Annotated in this window: 14 protein-coding genes and 4 pseudogenes; 11 read left to right on the top strand and 7 right to left on the bottom strand. The window is 69.6% G+C overall.

Translation table 11 applies throughout. From position 1 onward, the window contains the following. Positions 1-393 precede the first annotated feature (393 nt). A complete protein-coding gene (locus tag QFZ67_RS37355; protein WP_307665472.1) occupies positions 394-1,284 on the bottom strand; it encodes an alpha/beta fold hydrolase in 891 nt (296 codons plus the stop codon). A gap of 109 nt (positions 1,285-1,393) precedes the next feature. Between QFZ67_RS37355 and QFZ67_RS37350 the strand changes: the two genes are divergently transcribed. From QFZ67_RS37350 to QFZ67_RS37330, 6 genes and pseudogenes are all read left to right on the top strand, one after another. Next, the gene (locus QFZ67_RS37350) at positions 1,394-3,397 is read left to right on the top strand and encodes a BTAD domain-containing putative transcriptional regulator (protein ID WP_307665471.1); all 2,004 of its coding nucleotides are present in this window, start codon (positions 1,394-1,396) and stop codon (positions 3,395-3,397) included. A 135-nt stretch (positions 3,398-3,532) separates the two neighbouring features. Next, positions 3,533-3,958: pseudogene (locus QFZ67_RS37345) on the top strand (hypothetical protein); the annotation flags it as partial. 49 nt (positions 3,959-4,007) lie between these two features. Further along, positions 4,008-4,160: pseudogene (locus QFZ67_RS39245) on the top strand (YdcF family protein); the annotation flags it as partial. After that, positions 4,137-4,448 carry an aspartate/glutamate racemase family protein gene (locus QFZ67_RS37340; RefSeq protein ID WP_373430261.1) on the top strand — a complete coding sequence of 104 codons (312 nt, stop codon included), beginning with the start codon at positions 4,137-4,139 and terminating at the stop codon, positions 4,446-4,448. The pseudogene QFZ67_RS39245 and the gene QFZ67_RS37340, both read left to right, overlap by 24 nt. Positions 4,449-4,617: 169 nt before the next feature. Beyond that, on the top strand, positions 4,618-4,809 hold the full coding sequence (locus tag QFZ67_RS37335) for a DUF6381 family protein (RefSeq protein ID WP_307665469.1): 192 nt from the start codon (positions 4,618-4,620) through the stop codon (positions 4,807-4,809). 420 nt (positions 4,810-5,229) lie between these two features. Further along, on the top strand, positions 5,230-5,433 hold the full coding sequence (locus QFZ67_RS37330) for a cold-shock protein (protein ID WP_307665468.1): 204 nt from the start codon (positions 5,230-5,232) through the stop codon (positions 5,431-5,433). Positions 5,434-5,444: 11 nt separating this feature from the next. Here QFZ67_RS37330 and QFZ67_RS37325 read toward each other — a convergent pair whose 3' ends face one another. Further along, positions 5,445-6,266, bottom strand: a complete 822-nt coding sequence (locus QFZ67_RS37325; protein ID WP_373430176.1) for an ArsR/SmtB family transcription factor — start codon at positions 6,264-6,266, stop codon at positions 5,445-5,447. Positions 6,267-6,530: 264 nt separating this feature from the next. On the opposite strand from QFZ67_RS37325, the gene QFZ67_RS37320 reads away from it, so the two are divergent. Both QFZ67_RS37320 and QFZ67_RS37315 read left to right on the top strand, forming a co-directional pair. Further along, positions 6,531-7,346, top strand: a complete 816-nt coding sequence (locus tag QFZ67_RS37320; protein ID WP_307665466.1) for an alpha/beta fold hydrolase — start codon at positions 6,531-6,533, stop codon at positions 7,344-7,346. Positions 7,347-7,458: 112 nt separating this feature from the next. Next, positions 7,459-8,181: a transporter substrate-binding domain-containing protein gene (locus tag QFZ67_RS37315; protein ID WP_307666107.1), complete on the top strand. Its 723-nt coding sequence runs from the start codon at positions 7,459-7,461 to the stop codon at positions 8,179-8,181. Between the two features lie 208 nt (positions 8,182-8,389). On the opposite strand, the gene QFZ67_RS37310 is transcribed toward QFZ67_RS37315, so the two are convergent. Further along, entirely contained in the window at positions 8,390-9,196 is an 807-nt protein-coding gene (locus tag QFZ67_RS37310) for a helix-turn-helix transcriptional regulator (protein ID WP_373430260.1), read from the bottom strand. 185 nt (positions 9,197-9,381) lie between these two features. Here QFZ67_RS37310 and QFZ67_RS37305 point away from each other — a divergent pair, with 185 nt between their 5' ends. After that, positions 9,382-10,077: an SDR family oxidoreductase gene (locus QFZ67_RS37305; RefSeq protein ID WP_307665464.1), complete on the top strand. Its 696-nt coding sequence runs from the start codon at positions 9,382-9,384 to the stop codon at positions 10,075-10,077. Between the two features lie 50 nt (positions 10,078-10,127). Further along, on the top strand, positions 10,128-10,907 hold the full coding sequence (locus tag QFZ67_RS37300) for a transposase (RefSeq protein ID WP_307665463.1): 780 nt from the start codon (positions 10,128-10,130) through the stop codon (positions 10,905-10,907). Positions 10,908-11,115: 208 nt separating this feature from the next. On the opposite strand, the gene QFZ67_RS37295 is transcribed toward QFZ67_RS37300, so the two are convergent. Next, positions 11,116-11,451, bottom strand: coding sequence for a nuclear transport factor 2 family protein (locus QFZ67_RS37295; RefSeq protein WP_307665462.1), 336 nt, complete (start codon positions 11,449-11,451; stop codon positions 11,116-11,118). Between the two features lie 127 nt (positions 11,452-11,578). On the opposite strand from QFZ67_RS37295, the gene QFZ67_RS37290 reads away from it, so the two are divergent. Further along, positions 11,579-12,274 carry a CPBP family intramembrane glutamic endopeptidase gene (locus QFZ67_RS37290; protein ID WP_307665461.1) on the top strand — a complete coding sequence of 232 codons (696 nt, stop codon included), beginning with the start codon at positions 11,579-11,581 and terminating at the stop codon, positions 12,272-12,274. 271 nt (positions 12,275-12,545) lie between these two features. Here the strand turns inward: QFZ67_RS37290 and QFZ67_RS37285 are convergent, their stop codons facing one another. From QFZ67_RS37285 to QFZ67_RS39235, 3 genes and pseudogenes are all read right to left on the bottom strand, one after another. Continuing rightward, positions 12,546-12,719: a response regulator transcription factor gene (locus QFZ67_RS37285; protein WP_307665460.1), complete on the bottom strand. Its 174-nt coding sequence runs from the start codon at positions 12,717-12,719 to the stop codon at positions 12,546-12,548. 11 nt (positions 12,720-12,730) lie between these two features. After that, positions 12,731-12,958: pseudogene (locus QFZ67_RS39240) on the bottom strand (HD domain-containing phosphohydrolase); the annotation flags it as partial. Between the two features lie 26 nt (positions 12,959-12,984). Further along, a pseudogene (locus tag QFZ67_RS39235) lies at positions 12,985-13,209 on the bottom strand (HD domain-containing phosphohydrolase); the annotation flags it as partial. Positions 13,210-13,223: the final 14 nt, after the last annotated feature.

Below are 13,223 nucleotides of genomic sequence, written 5' to 3'. Positions count from 1 at the left end.
CGTCGAGCTGGATCGGCAGCTCCTCCGTAAAGGGCACGGCCGGCCCTCCGCGGACTTCTTCCAAGACCCGTAACCCGACTGCGGCCTCGCCCAGGGCCTGGGTCAGGTCGGCGACCCCCGCCTCGTGCTTCTGCTCCCTAGTCGAGGGACGCGAGCGGCCCGCAGCCAGCGCCGTCTTGCCCGCCTCAGGAAAGCTGGCCTTCCGGTGGCCGACGGACTGCCCTGCCAGGAAGCTTGAGGCGCGACACGCACACCCGCTCAGGTGCGGGTGTCGCCGAACGCCGTCTCCGGTCACATCGCGTTTTAATGTCGCAAAGGTTCCCTGACGCGGCACTAGTAGCCAATTCGCGGGCTGGGCTGGTCTGGTCTGGTCTGTCGGGGTGGATGAAACGTTCAGCAGCGGGCGAGGAGGTCTCGGATGGCCTTGACGACGTCGGCGGGGGCTTCCTCGGCCATGAAGTGGCCGCAGGCGACGGTGGTGTGCTGCAGGTCGGGTGCCCAGGCGTTCCACAGTGCGGTGGCGTCGAAGCCCAGGGCCGCGCCCCAGTCCTGCTGGAGAACGGTCACCGGCATCCGCAGCTGGTTCCCGGCGTCGCGGTCGGCCCGGTCGTGTTCGACGTCGATGCCGGCGGAGGCCCGGTAGTCGGCGACGATGGAGGGGACGGCGGCGCGAGACTCTGCCAGGTAGGTGGCGCGTAGCTCGGCCGGGATCGCCTGTGGGTTGTGCGTCCAGATGTCGAGGAAGTGGCCGAAGAAGGCGTCCGCTGTGGCGTGGATCATCTGCTCGGGCAGGCCGGGCGGCTGGGCCATCAGGTAGAGGTGGAAGCCGACGGCCGCGCCGGTGCCGCGCATGACGTCCCACATGTCGAGCGTGGGCAGCACGTCGAGGGAGGCGAGGTGGGTGATTGCTTCGGGGTGGTCGAGGCCGGCGCGGATAGCGACCAGGGCACCCCGGTCGTGCCCCGCCAGAGCGAAACGCTCGTGGCCCAGCGCATGGGCGAGCGCGATGATATCCGCGGCCATGGTGCGCTTGGAGTAGATGGTCCCGTCGGTGTCGGCCGTATCGGCGGGCTTGTCGCTGGCGCCGTAGCCTCGCAGGTCGGGGCAGATGACCGTATGGTCGGCCGCGAGGTCGACAGCCACGTGCCGCCACATCAGGTGGGTCTGCGGGAAACCGTGCAGCAGCACGATCGGGCTGCCGGATCCTGCGACGGCAACGTTGAGCGCGACATCGTCGGCGACGGGGACCCGCCGGTAGTCGAAGCCGGGGATGGTCGGTGTCATGGTTCGCCCTTTCGGACGGCGGAAGGTGACGGACACCTTGAGCCTGCCGGGCGCGAATCAGCAGGTAATCAGCGCGTACCGTGGCGGCAGGAGGTCCGGAGAGGTGGGTATGGAGCCGGTCGCATTCGGTGTGCTCGGGCCCGTGGTCGCCGAGAGCAGCGGTGGCACGCTCGCATTGAAGGGGCCGCGGCACCGGGCAGTGCTGGCGCGGCTGATCGTGGCCCGCCGACGTGTCGTCCCTGTCGCCCACCTGGTCGAGGACCTGTGGACAGTTCCCCCGCCGGGCGCCGTGGGCGCCGTACAGACCTTTGTCGCCGCGCTTCGCCGAGCCCTCGAACCGGACCGTCCGCCCCGGGCCCCTGCCCACCTGCTGGTCACCGAAGGACCGGGGTACGCGCTGCGCCCGGAGCCGGACGCCGTGGATGCCTGGCGCTTCGAGGCAGCCGTCGGCGCCGCCGCGAATCTGCCGGCCGCGGATGCGCTGCCGCGGCTGGAGGAAGCACTGGGGCTGTGGCGAGGTCCCGCCTACGCCGAGTTCACGCAGGAGGACTGGGCCCGCGGCGAGCGTTCCCGCCTCGCCGAGCTGCGGCTACAGGCGGTGGAGCGGCGAGCCGGGACGCAACTGGCCCTCGGCCGGGCCGCCGAGGTGGTGCCCGACCTGGACGTTCACCTTGCCGATCATCCCTGGCGCGAGGACGCCTGGCGGCTGCTGGCGCTGGCACTGTACCGGCAGGGCCGTCAGGGGGATGCTCTTGGCGTGCTGCGCAGGGCCCGGGCGGTCCTGGCCGACCAGCTGGGCGTGGACCCCGGCCCGCAGCTGCGCCGCTTGCAGGCGGACATCCTCAACCAGGAGCCGTGCCTTGATCTTCCGGCTGAGCCGACGGCGACGGCGGGCCGACTGTGGACGCGGGCGGCGGCAGCCTACGACCGCACGGTCGCCACCGGTGCCCGCGCCCGCCTCGAGACGACGGTGAGCCTGATCCGGAACCTCGCAGTGACCGGGGGCGGTGGCCTGGAGGCGGCCCGACAGCACCGCGTGGAGGCCATCACGGCAGCGGAGGAGTTCGGCGACCCGGAACTGACCGCCCGGGTGATCGGTGCCTACGACGTCCCCGCGATCTGGACCCGTAGCGACGATCCGGAGCTGGCCCAGCGGATTGTCGCGGCCGCCGAGAGCGCCCTCATCGCCCTGCCGGGCCACTCGCACGAGGCGGCGCGCTGCCGCCTGCTGGCCACGATCGCACTGGAGATGCGCGGCACCCGGACACAACGCGGCCCCCAAGCCGCCCACGAGGCGGAAGAGATCGCCCGTCGTCTCGACGATCCCGCGCTGCTGGCGTTCACCCTGAACGGGGCGTTCATGCAGTCCTTCATCCGGGCGGGCCTCGCCCCGCGACGGGATGAGATCGGCGCGGAGTTGATCGCGCTGGCCTCCCGGCACGGACTGGTGACCTACGAGGTACTCGGCCACCTCATCCGGCTTCAGGCACGCAGCGCGCTCGGCGACTTCCCGGCGGCGGACGGGCATGCCGCCGCCGCGGACCGCCTGGCCGGGCGCCACGAACTGCCGTTGGCGGGCGTGTTCACCCAGTGGTACGGGGCGCTGCGGCAGGCCGCGTCCGGGCGGCTGTCGCAGGCTGAGGCCGCCTACCGGAGTGCCGCCGCACGGCTGGACGGTGCTGGTATGCCGGGCCTGGAGCGCGGCATTCTGCCGTTCGCGCTGCTGTGCCTGCGACTGGCGCACAAGATGCCGTCCGGGCTGGAGTCGGTCGAGGTGGACCTACAGGCGGACTGGGGCCCTTTCCGTCCCTGGGCCGAGCCGTTCGCCATGGTGGCAGCCGGTCGCCATACCGAGGCGCGGGCGGCATTGCGCGCGCTGCCGGAGCCGCCACGGGACTTGCTGTACGAGGCGTGCTGCTGTCTGGAGGCCACTGTCGCACTGGAAATCGGTGACCAGGTCGTGCTGGAGCGGGTCTACACCCGCCTGCTGCCGGCCGCCGACGAGCTCGCGGGTGCGGGCAGCGGCCTGGTCACCCTCGGCCCTGTCGAGCACTACCTCGCCGACATCGCCACCGCGCTGCGTGCTCCGGTACGGCCGACCGACGGCGACTGACAGCTGCGTCCTGCGCGGCAGGTGCGCCGACCGAGCGACGCCAGCATCTGACTGTGAGGATGCCGATGGCGCCGCCCGAGGCGGCCTGACCCGCCATCTGACCGACGCATGCTGTCCTGTTGAGATTTGTCGGCCGTCGCGGGCGGTGCCGCTCTCCGGCGTGGCGAACAGACCCAGACGGTCTCCCGTGTCGCAGCCCCGTCGGGTCGCTGATGCGCACGGCCTGCCTATCGGTGCCGAGGTATACGCGCGCGCTCGCCTGGTGAAGGAGGGCGGGGCGACCAGCCCACGCGCACTCTGACCGGCTACTACAAGGAGCAGCTCTTTGCCCGCGTCCCCACGGCGGAGGAGGCGAAGCTCCTTCAACTGACCCCGCGAGAGTGGGTCGTCGAGCTGCACCGCACCACGTTCACGGCTGACGGCTGACGGCTGACGGCTGACGGCTGACGGCTGACGGCTGACGGCTGACGGCTGACGGCTGACGGCTGACGGCTGACGGCTGACGGCACGGTAGTTGAGTTCGCCATCGGACTCCACGCGGCCTCACGCTTCGCGTGGTAGTACGACTTCAAGGTGCCCGACTCGGCGCAAGACCAGAGGCGACGCGGCCGTGATCTCGGAGCAGTCGTGGGAGGACGCCCAACTCCTTTGGGATTACCACCAGATGCACCACGAATCGCGGCCGTGCGCAGTCGCGATCGGCCTCGGCAGCCATGATCTCGGCGTCGCGGACACCGCGGTGGATCTCCACAAGCGCGGCCTCGATCTCGATGATCCGGCCTCGGACACGATGAAGATCGTGACCGAGATGTGCATGGAGGCCGTGGCCCGGGACCGATGCGACTCCATCGTGCTCGGCTGCGCGGGCATGGCACCGCTGGGCCCAGCGCTCTCCCGGCAGGTCGGAGCGCAGGTGATCGATGGCGTTACTGCTGCCGTGAAGCACGTCGAGTCTCTGGTGTCCCTGGGCCCGCGGACCAACAAACAAGGGGAGTACGCCGCCCCGCACCCCAAGAAGTACTCCGGCCTGCTGAGCGAGTTCACGATCTGAGTCACGGCGGGGTTCGCCTGATCATGGATCCCCTCATCGCGCAGATCTGGAAGGCCGACATAGCTCTCGGGCTGCGTAGATAGCGGTGGGTGACCGTTCGAGATGCGCGGTCGTGGGGGCGCTGGTTCGCTGGTGTGGCCCGCTCTCCCCGTCACACTAAGGAGTGATCATGAGCGTTGCAGGCGAGTCTGGCGGTCGTGCCCAGCAGATGCGTCAGAAGGCGCAGGAGATGGAGCAGGCCGCGGAGCGTGTCACAGACCCGGAAGAGCGTCAGCGGCTGAAGGAGAAGGCCCGTCGTCTCAAGGAGCAAAGCGAGCAGGAACGCGGCATGGGCGCCGGCGACATCGACCCCATGCTGTAACAGCCCGGCGCATGACCGGCCGGTGGCTGCCCCCGCGACCCTCCAGGCGCGAGAGGCCACCGGCCGGTCATTTGCATCTGTAGCAAGGCCTGGTCGGCGCAGTTGGTGGACAATGCCTGCAGCAGGTCGCCGACCTGCGGGTTGGGCAGCGCGCGGGCGACGTCCGGCTGGGCCTCGCCCGCCTTCGTGGCGGCCGGCTCCTTGCCCGCGTGCCGTGCGCGACGGAAGAACACGAGCATGGCGATGCCGGCTCCAGTTGCCCTCCGAATGCCGTTGGAGTACCAGCTGTCCGGGCGACTTGGGCGGTGCGTTCAGTGACGGAAGCCGGCTCGCGGTGGCAAGGTTCAGGAGCCGTAGCCGCGACGGGCTACGGGGCACGGCCAAGGCCGTGCCGCGTCATGGGACAAGGGATTTGGACTGATGGCAACAGGCACTGTGAAGTGGTTCAACGCCGACAAGGGCTTCGGCTTCATCCAGCAGGACGACGGCGGCCCGGACGTGTTCGTCCACTTCTCCGCCATCCAGACCACCGGCTTCAAAGAGCTGCAGGAGGGTGACAAGGTCGAATACGACGTCACCCAGGGGCCCAAGGGACCACAGGCAGAGCAAGTCCACCGCAGGTAGGGCCGCGTTGGCTAGCCGGTCAGCTGGTCGCCGAGCGGACTGCGGCGGTACAGCACGCCCCGCCCGTCGCGGGCCCGGGCCACGAGACCCGTCGCGTAGAGCACTTGCAGATGCTGCGAGACGGCGCTCGGGGTCACTTTGAGGCGACGGGCGATCTCGACCGTGGACAGCGAGTCGCCGAGCATGCCGAGCAGCCTCGCCCGGGGCGCGCCGAGAAGCGACGTGAGAGCCGTCGCGTCAACCACCGGCGCCTCTGCCCAAAGAGTCGCAATTCCTCGGCTGGGGTAGGCCAGCATCGGCGGTTCCTCCGGGCTGAGCGGGGGGACGGGCTTGTAGGCAAACAGGGACGGGACCAGCAGCAGTCCCCGTCCGGACGCAGCCACACGGTGCCTGCCGATCATCTTGTCGATGTGCAGCACCCCGTCCTGCCATTGCAGATTCGGGTGCATGTCGGAGAAGAGCAGGCGTGCACCTCCCGTGGCCAACTGCCGTGCGCGGTAGGTGATGTCGGCTTCCAGCACGAGCCGCATCTGCGGCCACATCGACCTGAAGGCCAGGTCCCAGTAGCGCTGCAGAAGCTCACAGACCGCGTCCAGCAGCCTGCGGACAGGCGTGTCACCGGGAGCGGTGACCTCATGGAGGACCTCAGGAAGTTGGCCTCTTTGTGTATGCGTCGCCAGCATGTCGCGGCGTACGAGATCCAGGGGCGTTTCGCGTACGACGGCCAGCTGTTCTTCAACGGTCGGAGCGAAGGCCGTCGGCCGCGGTGTCAGGAAGTCGGGGAGCGCACGGCTCTCCCCCACCAGCGACAGCAGCAGGCTACTCGGCCTCACCGGGGTAGCACTGCTCGCCGCGAGCGCCGCACCGGCGCTTTCGCACCTCATCGGCGCGAGCGCCCTCGTCGGCGTGGCGGCTGTGGTCGCCCCCCTCATCAGCCCGACGGCGGTCGGCCTGGTGGCCCACAACCGCCGCCCGCCGCCGCGCCAGCCTGCGCCGTCACGCCCGCGACCGCCCGTTTCTCCACCGTTTCCAGCCGGACCGCTCTGATCGCGCAGTCGTAGGATTTACGCAGAGGTGCCGAGACGAGGCGCGCGGCTATGAGGGCAGTGGGCAGGCACACGGTCAGGGAAGGCCGCTTCTGGCATCGCCGGGCCGAGCTGGTCTACGACGACGCAGGTGAGGGTCCTGTCGCTGTGTACGCGCACGGCGGGTTCGTCAGTCAGGCCACCGAGGACAGGATGGGCCTGTTCGACTGGGCGCCGGTCCTGGACGCGGGGCAGCGCCTGGTCCGCTATGACGCCCGGGCGCACGGCCGATCCACCGGCGACCCCGTGGACACGGACTACACCTATCCCTCGCTCGCCGACGATCTGCTGGCCCTGCTCGATCGACTGGGCGCTGCCGAGCCCCTCGTCGCCGTGGGCGCGTCGATGGGATGCGGCACCGTGCTGCACGCCGCCATCCAGGCGCCCGACCGGTTCTCCCGACTGGCCCTGCTCATCCCACCCACGGCTTGGACGACGCGGAAAGCGCATTCGCGGGACAACCGGGAATCCGCCGACACCATCGAACGAGAGGGAGTGGACGCTTGGCTCGCCGCCAAGGGGAAACAGCCTCGCCCCGCAGTCGTAGCCGACGTTCCCGAGTTCCCGCCGACGCCCGCCGAGCGGGTACTGCCGTCCGTCCTGCGCGGCCTGGCGCTGTCCGACCTGCCCTCCCCCACGGCAATCGCCGCGCTGCGCCAGCCGAGCTTGATCCTGGCCTGGGTGGATGACCCGGGCCACCCCCTGTCGACCGCGGAAACGTTGGCCCAGCTGCTGCCGCACGCCGACCTGCATGTGTCCCGAACGCGCGCCGACATCCGTACATGGGGGGACCGCATTGCGGAGTACCTGACCCGGACCCGGCCATGATCGGCAGCAGGTCAGCACCCCTATGGCCTTGGGAACGATTGATCACGTTCAGCAGGACGGTGGCAACCGACGCGCCGCTACCCAGTCGCACAGGCGCCCTACACTCCGCTCCATGAAGATCGTAACTGCCGCCGTCACCAAGGATCTGGCGCCGAATGACGCGCTGCGGGCCTCAATCAATCTGGGTAATCCGGTACTGGCCCAGGGCACGCCGACGGCACCGACCGGCGTTACGGTCGACATTGCGCGTGAGGTCGGTGCGCGGCTGAACGTGCCCGTGGAACTCGTCTGCTTCGACGCGGCGCGAAAGTCGTACGAGGCGATGACGGCAGGCCAGGCCGACATGTGCTTCCTGGCCGTCGAACCCGTACGTGAGGCTGAGGTTGCCTTCACGGCACCGTACGTCGTGATCGAGGGTGTGTTCGTCGTACCCCACGACTCAGCCTTCACCACCGCCGCTGACGTCGACCATGCAGGCGTGCGTATTGGCGTGAAGCGTGGGTCTGCCTACGACCTTTTCCTCTCCCGCACCCTTCAGCACGCGCGCGTCGTGCGCGGAGAGGAAGGAGTCGACGAATTCCGCGCTCAGGGCCTGGAGGTTGCGGCCGGCATCAGGCAGCCCATGACCGAGTTCGCCGCGACGTATCCCGAAGTCCGGCTGATCGAGGGTCGGTTCATGCAGATACAGCAGGCGGTGGGCACGACCAAGACCCGGCGGCCCGAGACCGTCCAGTTCCTACGGGACCTCGTCGAGGAGCTCAAAGCCAGCGGATTCGTTGCCGACGCCCTTCGGCGCGCGAATCAATCCGACACCTTGGTCGCCCCACTCGGGTAGGCGCCCTCGGGTGCGGGTGGGCGGCGCGGGAGCGTGTATCCCGGACGTGTTCTGACCCAGCCGGGTGCAGCACGGCGGATGCGGGGCGCACCCACCACCGACGACGGCTCGCTGTAACCCCCCGTACACCGGCGTTCGCCGAGGTGTTGCTGTCCCGGTTCTGAGCCGGGCTGCTGGCCGTGGGCGTAGTGTGCGGCGCGGCTGGCTGCTACGCCGGGGTGCTGTTCTCGGTCATGGCCTGGGGGCCGATGACGTCGAGGAGCCTCAGCCGGTCGGAGGCGTCGCTGCCGGGGGCGGCGGTGTAGGCGACGATGCGTAGATCGCTGCCGGGAACCATGAGGACGTCACAGGTGAGGGTTAGTATTCCGACATCGGGGTGGTGGATGGTCTTGGTGTCCGTCTCGTGGACACCCACGATTCCCGTCTCCCACAGGCGTGCGAAGTCGGTGCTGACGCCCCGCAGGTCCTTGATCAGGGAGCGCAGCCCGGCATCGGTGGGGTAGCGGGCGGTCGCCGCTCTGAGATCTGCGACCACGGCCGCCTCGAACCGGGCCTCCTGCTCGGGGGTGTGGCTGACCCGGCTGGGCAGGCCGGCGAAGTGGCGCCACACGATGTTGCGCTCGCGTCCGCGCAGCGCAGACGCGTCCCCGAACAGGGCGGCCCACCGCGGGTTCCACAGGATCAGGTTCCAGGCCGCATCGTGCACGCTGAGCGGTGCGCCGTCCAACTGGTCGAGCAGCCTTCGAACCCCGGGCGGGATGTGAGCCAACAGCTGCCCGGGGCCCGGTGCCGCTTGGCCCGCGAGCAGATACAGGTGCTCGCGCTCGGCCGCCGACAGCCGCAGAGCGCGGGCCAGCGCGGACAGAACCTGCGGGGACGGGGAGGTGGCCCGGCCCTGTTCCAGGCGGACGATGTAGTCCACCGACAGGCCGGCGAGCTGGGCCAGTTCTTCGCGCCGCAGTCCGGCGGCGCGCCGTACTCCGCCGGCGGGCAGTCCGACCTCGGCGGGTGCCATGCGGTCGCGCCAGCCGCGCAGTGCCCTGCCCAGCTCCTTGGATTCGCTCACGCCCCCAGTATCCGGCCGTCGCGCCCGGACAGCCTGGTACTGCCAGTCCACAGGCAAGGGCGGGTACTGCCTGTTCGTCCGCGGTGCGACAAGGGTGGAGGCATCACCAACCCACCGATCACCGGAGTGAACGCATGACCACCACACTGATCACCGGAGCGAACAAGGGCCTCGGCTTCGAGACGGCCCGCCGCCTGATCGAGGCCGGACACACCGTCTACCTCGGGGCACGCGATGCCCGGCGCGGGCGGGAGGCGGCCGCCAAGCTCGGCACCCGCTTCGTCCAGATCGACGTCACCGACGAGGACTCCGTCAAAGCCGCCGCCGAATTCATCCGCGAGGACGCCGGCCACCTCGACGTCCTGGTCAACAACGCCGGGATCGTCGGCGCGGGCAAGCCGGTCGGCGAAGTCACCGGATCCGACATGCAGACCACCTACGACACCAATGTCTTCGGCGTCGTGCGCGTCACGCACGCCTTCCTGCCGCTCCTGCAGGCCAGCGACGCCCCGGTCGTCGTCAACGTCAGCAGCGGCCTGGGCTCGCTGGCGGCGACCGGCGACCCGGGCCGCGTTGAGTTCCATGTGGCGCTGCTGGACTACAACTCCTCCAAGACGGCGCTGGTCATGGTCACCTCGCAGTACGCCAAGGCGTACCCCGCCATCCGGTTCAACGCCGTCGACCCCGGCTACACCGCCACCGACCTCAACGGCCACCAGGGCACCAACAGCGTCGAAGAGGGCGCGGAGATCATCGTCCGCATGGCCGCCATCGGAGCCGACGGCCCGACCGGCGGCTTCTTCGACAAGGCCGGCCCGGTCGTCTGGTAACCCAGACCAACTCCACCCAGGAAGAAGGAAATCGTGGCGCGGATTGCGCGGTGGCCGCAGGCCAGATCATGGACCCTGCCCGTTGGCGGGCGATGTTCGACCAGGCCATGGCCCGGATCGCGGGCCGGTTCCGGCGGGTAGAGCCCCGGGCCACCGCCCGTGCGTATCTGCTCGGGCTGCTGTCCGGCGTCGAACGGAAGAACTGCTGGCAGCTGGCCGAACAGGCAGGACACGCTCGCCCCGGGCCGATGCACCGCCTGCTGCGCGGCTCCCACTGGGACGCGGACGCTGTCCGCGACGAGGCCCGCGCGTACATCCTCGACCACCTCGGCACCGCCAGGCGGATCGAGAACAGCCAGGTCGGGGTGTTCCTCGCCTACGCTTCCAGTAGAGCACCGGCGTTGATCGACCGTCGGCTCTACCTGCCCGAGCACTCCTGGTGCTCCGACGCCGAGCGCCGCAGCGCGGCAGGAATCCCCGACGACGTGGCGTTCGCGACCAAGCCTCGCCTGTCCTGGCAGACGATCGCCGCCGCACTGGACACCGGAGTCACCCTCCGCCTGGGTGACCGGCGCCGAAGCCTACGGCCAGGACCCGCAGCTTCGTACCGCTCTGGAGGCCCGCGGGACGGGCTACGTCCTGGCCGTCGGCTGCACCACCCGGGTGCTGATCAACCACGGCCGCACCCTCCGCCGGGCGGACGCTCTCGCAGGCCGCCTGCCCGACGCGGCCTGGCACCGGCAAAGCGCCGGAGCAGGGGCGCAGGGCCCGCGCTTTCTACGACTGGGCCTGGATCCAGTCCGGCACCGGCGACCACCGTCACCTGCTGATCCGCCGCAACCCCGCCACCGGCGAACTCACCTTCACCCGTTGGTGCGTCGAAAAATGCTTCCAGGCCGCCCAGGGCCAGGTCGGTCTGGACCAGGACTACTGGGCCTCCCCCGAGTCCTGGGCCTCGCCGATCTTACGAATGACCGGCTCAGGCTCACGCCAGAAACGTAGGACAAGTTCACTCGCCGACCGGCTGGTGGTGGCTGGTTACGCCATGGCGGCGACCATGGTGCGGGTGTCCGCGATGGTCTCGAAGGCGACCGGCACACCGTGCTCAAAGCGCCACACGTGGACGAAGCGTGCCGTCATCGCCTTACCGGTCTCACGGCGTCGCCCCTGATAGTTGCCGAGCGCGATCACCACGTCCTCAACGGCAAAGAGCTCAGCTGGAGCAACCGCGAAGTCCTCCCACTCGGTGTCGAACCGGGCGAAAACGTTGGCCAGCACCGCGTCACGGCCGCGGTAGGTTCCGCCGTACGGCAATCCCGCGGTGACGACCCACTCGATCAGCCAAATGATCGCCAAGGCTCGGTGTGGCGGCATCGGTCAACCGACCTATCAGCGAGACGGGACTCGATGCGCCGCGTCTGGCGTCGTGTCTCGGCGCCGTCCCTGGACACGCCGGAGAAACCAGCGGTGACGGTGCCCGATCGACGATCCTGGCATCATCATGCGGATCTTCCTGGCCGTCGCCGTTCTCGTAGTCGTCAACGCGCTTAACAACCGGCTCGCACCCGAGTTGTACGTCCCCGTCTGCCTCGCCGCGGCCGCGGTGCTGATTCTGATTGCTCGCTGGGACGGCATCACTTGGGGCGGCCTCGGACTCGGCGAGGCGACGCTCGGCCGCGGACTGCGGTGGGGGCTGATCCTGGCCGGGGCGGTGCTGTTCAGCTATCTGATGGCGTTGGCCGTTCCGATCACCCGCCCATTGTTCCTGGATGAGCGTGCCGACGACTTGTCCGTGGGCCAGCTGCTGTTCCGGGTGCTGATCCGCGTGCCGTTCGGCACCGTACTGCTCGAGGAAGTCGCGTTCCGGGGCGTCTTGTGGGCCATGGTCGAGCGGCGATGGGGCGTCACCTGGGCAACATCGGTCTCCTCGATCCTGTTCGGCTTCTGGCATGTGCTTCCCTCGCTGGGCATCACCAGAGCCAACAGTGCGGTCGGGGCCGTCTTCGGCCACAGCACGCTCGGCGTCGCGCTGTCTGTTGCCGCGGCCATCGTCGGCACAGCGGCCGCGGGCGTGGTCTTCTGCGAACTGCGTCGCAGATCCGGCAGCCTGCTGACATCCGCGGCGCTGCACTGGGCCCTGAACGGGGAGGGGTACATCCTCGCCTGGGGGGCAGACCGGTGGTGGGGCGCCAGTTGAAGCGCGCCACCCTTACCTTGAGACTTCAATGCAGCGGACGTGCAAAGCCCCGGCCGTGTGCCAGTGCATCACGGCGTAGCTGAGCGAGAGTGAGCGCTCGTACTCACCGCGCGTCATGAGAGTGGCCGTGTTCACTGCAGGCCGCGACAGTTGCTGCGGGTATCCACAATCCGGTGTCTGGACGAGTACCAGCCGTGAACCGCGGGGGGTCAACCGGAAGCGTGTCATCCGGAGGACGGCTGTGATCACTGACGGGTGGATGTTGGGTGGATCAGGGCAGCAGTCGATGCTCCATGGCGAACACCGCCACACCGGCCCGGCTGCGTCGGCCGGTCTTGTCGTAGATATGAACCAGGTGGTGCCCCACAGTCCGGTTCGAGATCGACAACCGTTCGCCGATCTGTCGGTTGCTCAGACCTCGGGCCGCCAGGCGGAGCACCTCCACCTCCCGCTCGGTCAGGCCCGCGGCAGCACTCGGCGGGGCCGCGGCAGACCCGCCGCCTCGATCACGACCGCGCACGGGTCCCGGTCCACTCCTCCGGTGTCGGCCTCACGCACCAGCAGATCGGCCGCAGCATCCACGGTGAACGCCTCGCGGTACGCCCGCGGCTCGGTGAGTGCGGCGAAAACGTCTGCCGCGGCCAGGATCCGGGCGGCGAAGGGGAGGCTCCTGGAGGGATCTCCACGGTGGTAACCACGCCGTCGACCCGCTCATGATGCGCGGACGCGGTCGGGGCCAGCGCCGCCAGCGCGGGCACCCGCTCCAGGATCCGCTGGGTCCAGTAGGTGTGCATCCGGACCCTTTCCACCTCGACCATCCCCAGCTGACCGGGCCGGTCCCAGACACTGGCCGAAACCCCGACCCGCCCCAGGTCGTGCAGGAGTGCGGCACAACGCAAGTCGGTGACCGCGGCCGGATCCAGGTCCGCGAGTGCACCGGCGTCTCGGC

Origin of the sequence: Streptomyces sp. V1I1, from assembly GCF_030817355.1 — a bacterium.
In the GTDB taxonomy this organism is placed as follows: domain Bacteria; phylum Actinomycetota; class Actinomycetes; order Streptomycetales; family Streptomycetaceae; genus Streptomyces.
The sequence above is the reverse complement of the archived record's forward strand: the minus strand, read 5'-3'. Positions and strand labels throughout refer to the sequence as shown.

Bases quoted from the DNA above. Each gene is read 5' to 3' on its own strand.
- QFZ67_RS37295 (WP_307665462.1), bottom strand. From the start codon at position 11,451: ATGCCGCCACACCGAGCCTTGGCGATCATTTGGCTGATCGAGTGGGTC.
- QFZ67_RS37335 (WP_307665469.1), top strand. From the start codon at position 4,618: ATGAGCGTTGCAGGCGAGTCTGGCGGTCGTGCCCAGCAGATGCGTCAG.
- QFZ67_RS37330 (WP_307665468.1), top strand. From the start codon at position 5,230: ATGGCAACAGGCACTGTGAAGTGGTTCAACGCCGACAAGGGCTTCGGC.
- QFZ67_RS37350 (WP_307665471.1), top strand. From the start codon at position 1,394: ATGGAGCCGGTCGCATTCGGTGTGCTCGGGCCCGTGGTCGCCGAGAGC.
- QFZ67_RS37310 (WP_373430260.1), bottom strand. From the start codon at position 9,196: ATGGCACCCGCCGAGGTCGGACTGCCCGCCGGCGGAGTACGGCGCGCC.
- QFZ67_RS37320 (WP_307665466.1), top strand. From the start codon at position 6,531: ATGAGGGCAGTGGGCAGGCACACGGTCAGGGAAGGCCGCTTCTGGCAT.
- QFZ67_RS37315 (WP_307666107.1), top strand. From the start codon at position 7,459: ATGAAGATCGTAACTGCCGCCGTCACCAAGGATCTGGCGCCGAATGAC.
- QFZ67_RS37355 (WP_307665472.1), bottom strand. From the start codon at position 1,284: ATGACACCGACCATCCCCGGCTTCGACTACCGGCGGGTCCCCGTCGCC.
- QFZ67_RS37290 (WP_307665461.1), top strand. From the start codon at position 11,579: ATGCGGATCTTCCTGGCCGTCGCCGTTCTCGTAGTCGTCAACGCGCTT.
- QFZ67_RS37305 (WP_307665464.1), top strand. From the start codon at position 9,382: ATGACCACCACACTGATCACCGGAGCGAACAAGGGCCTCGGCTTCGAG.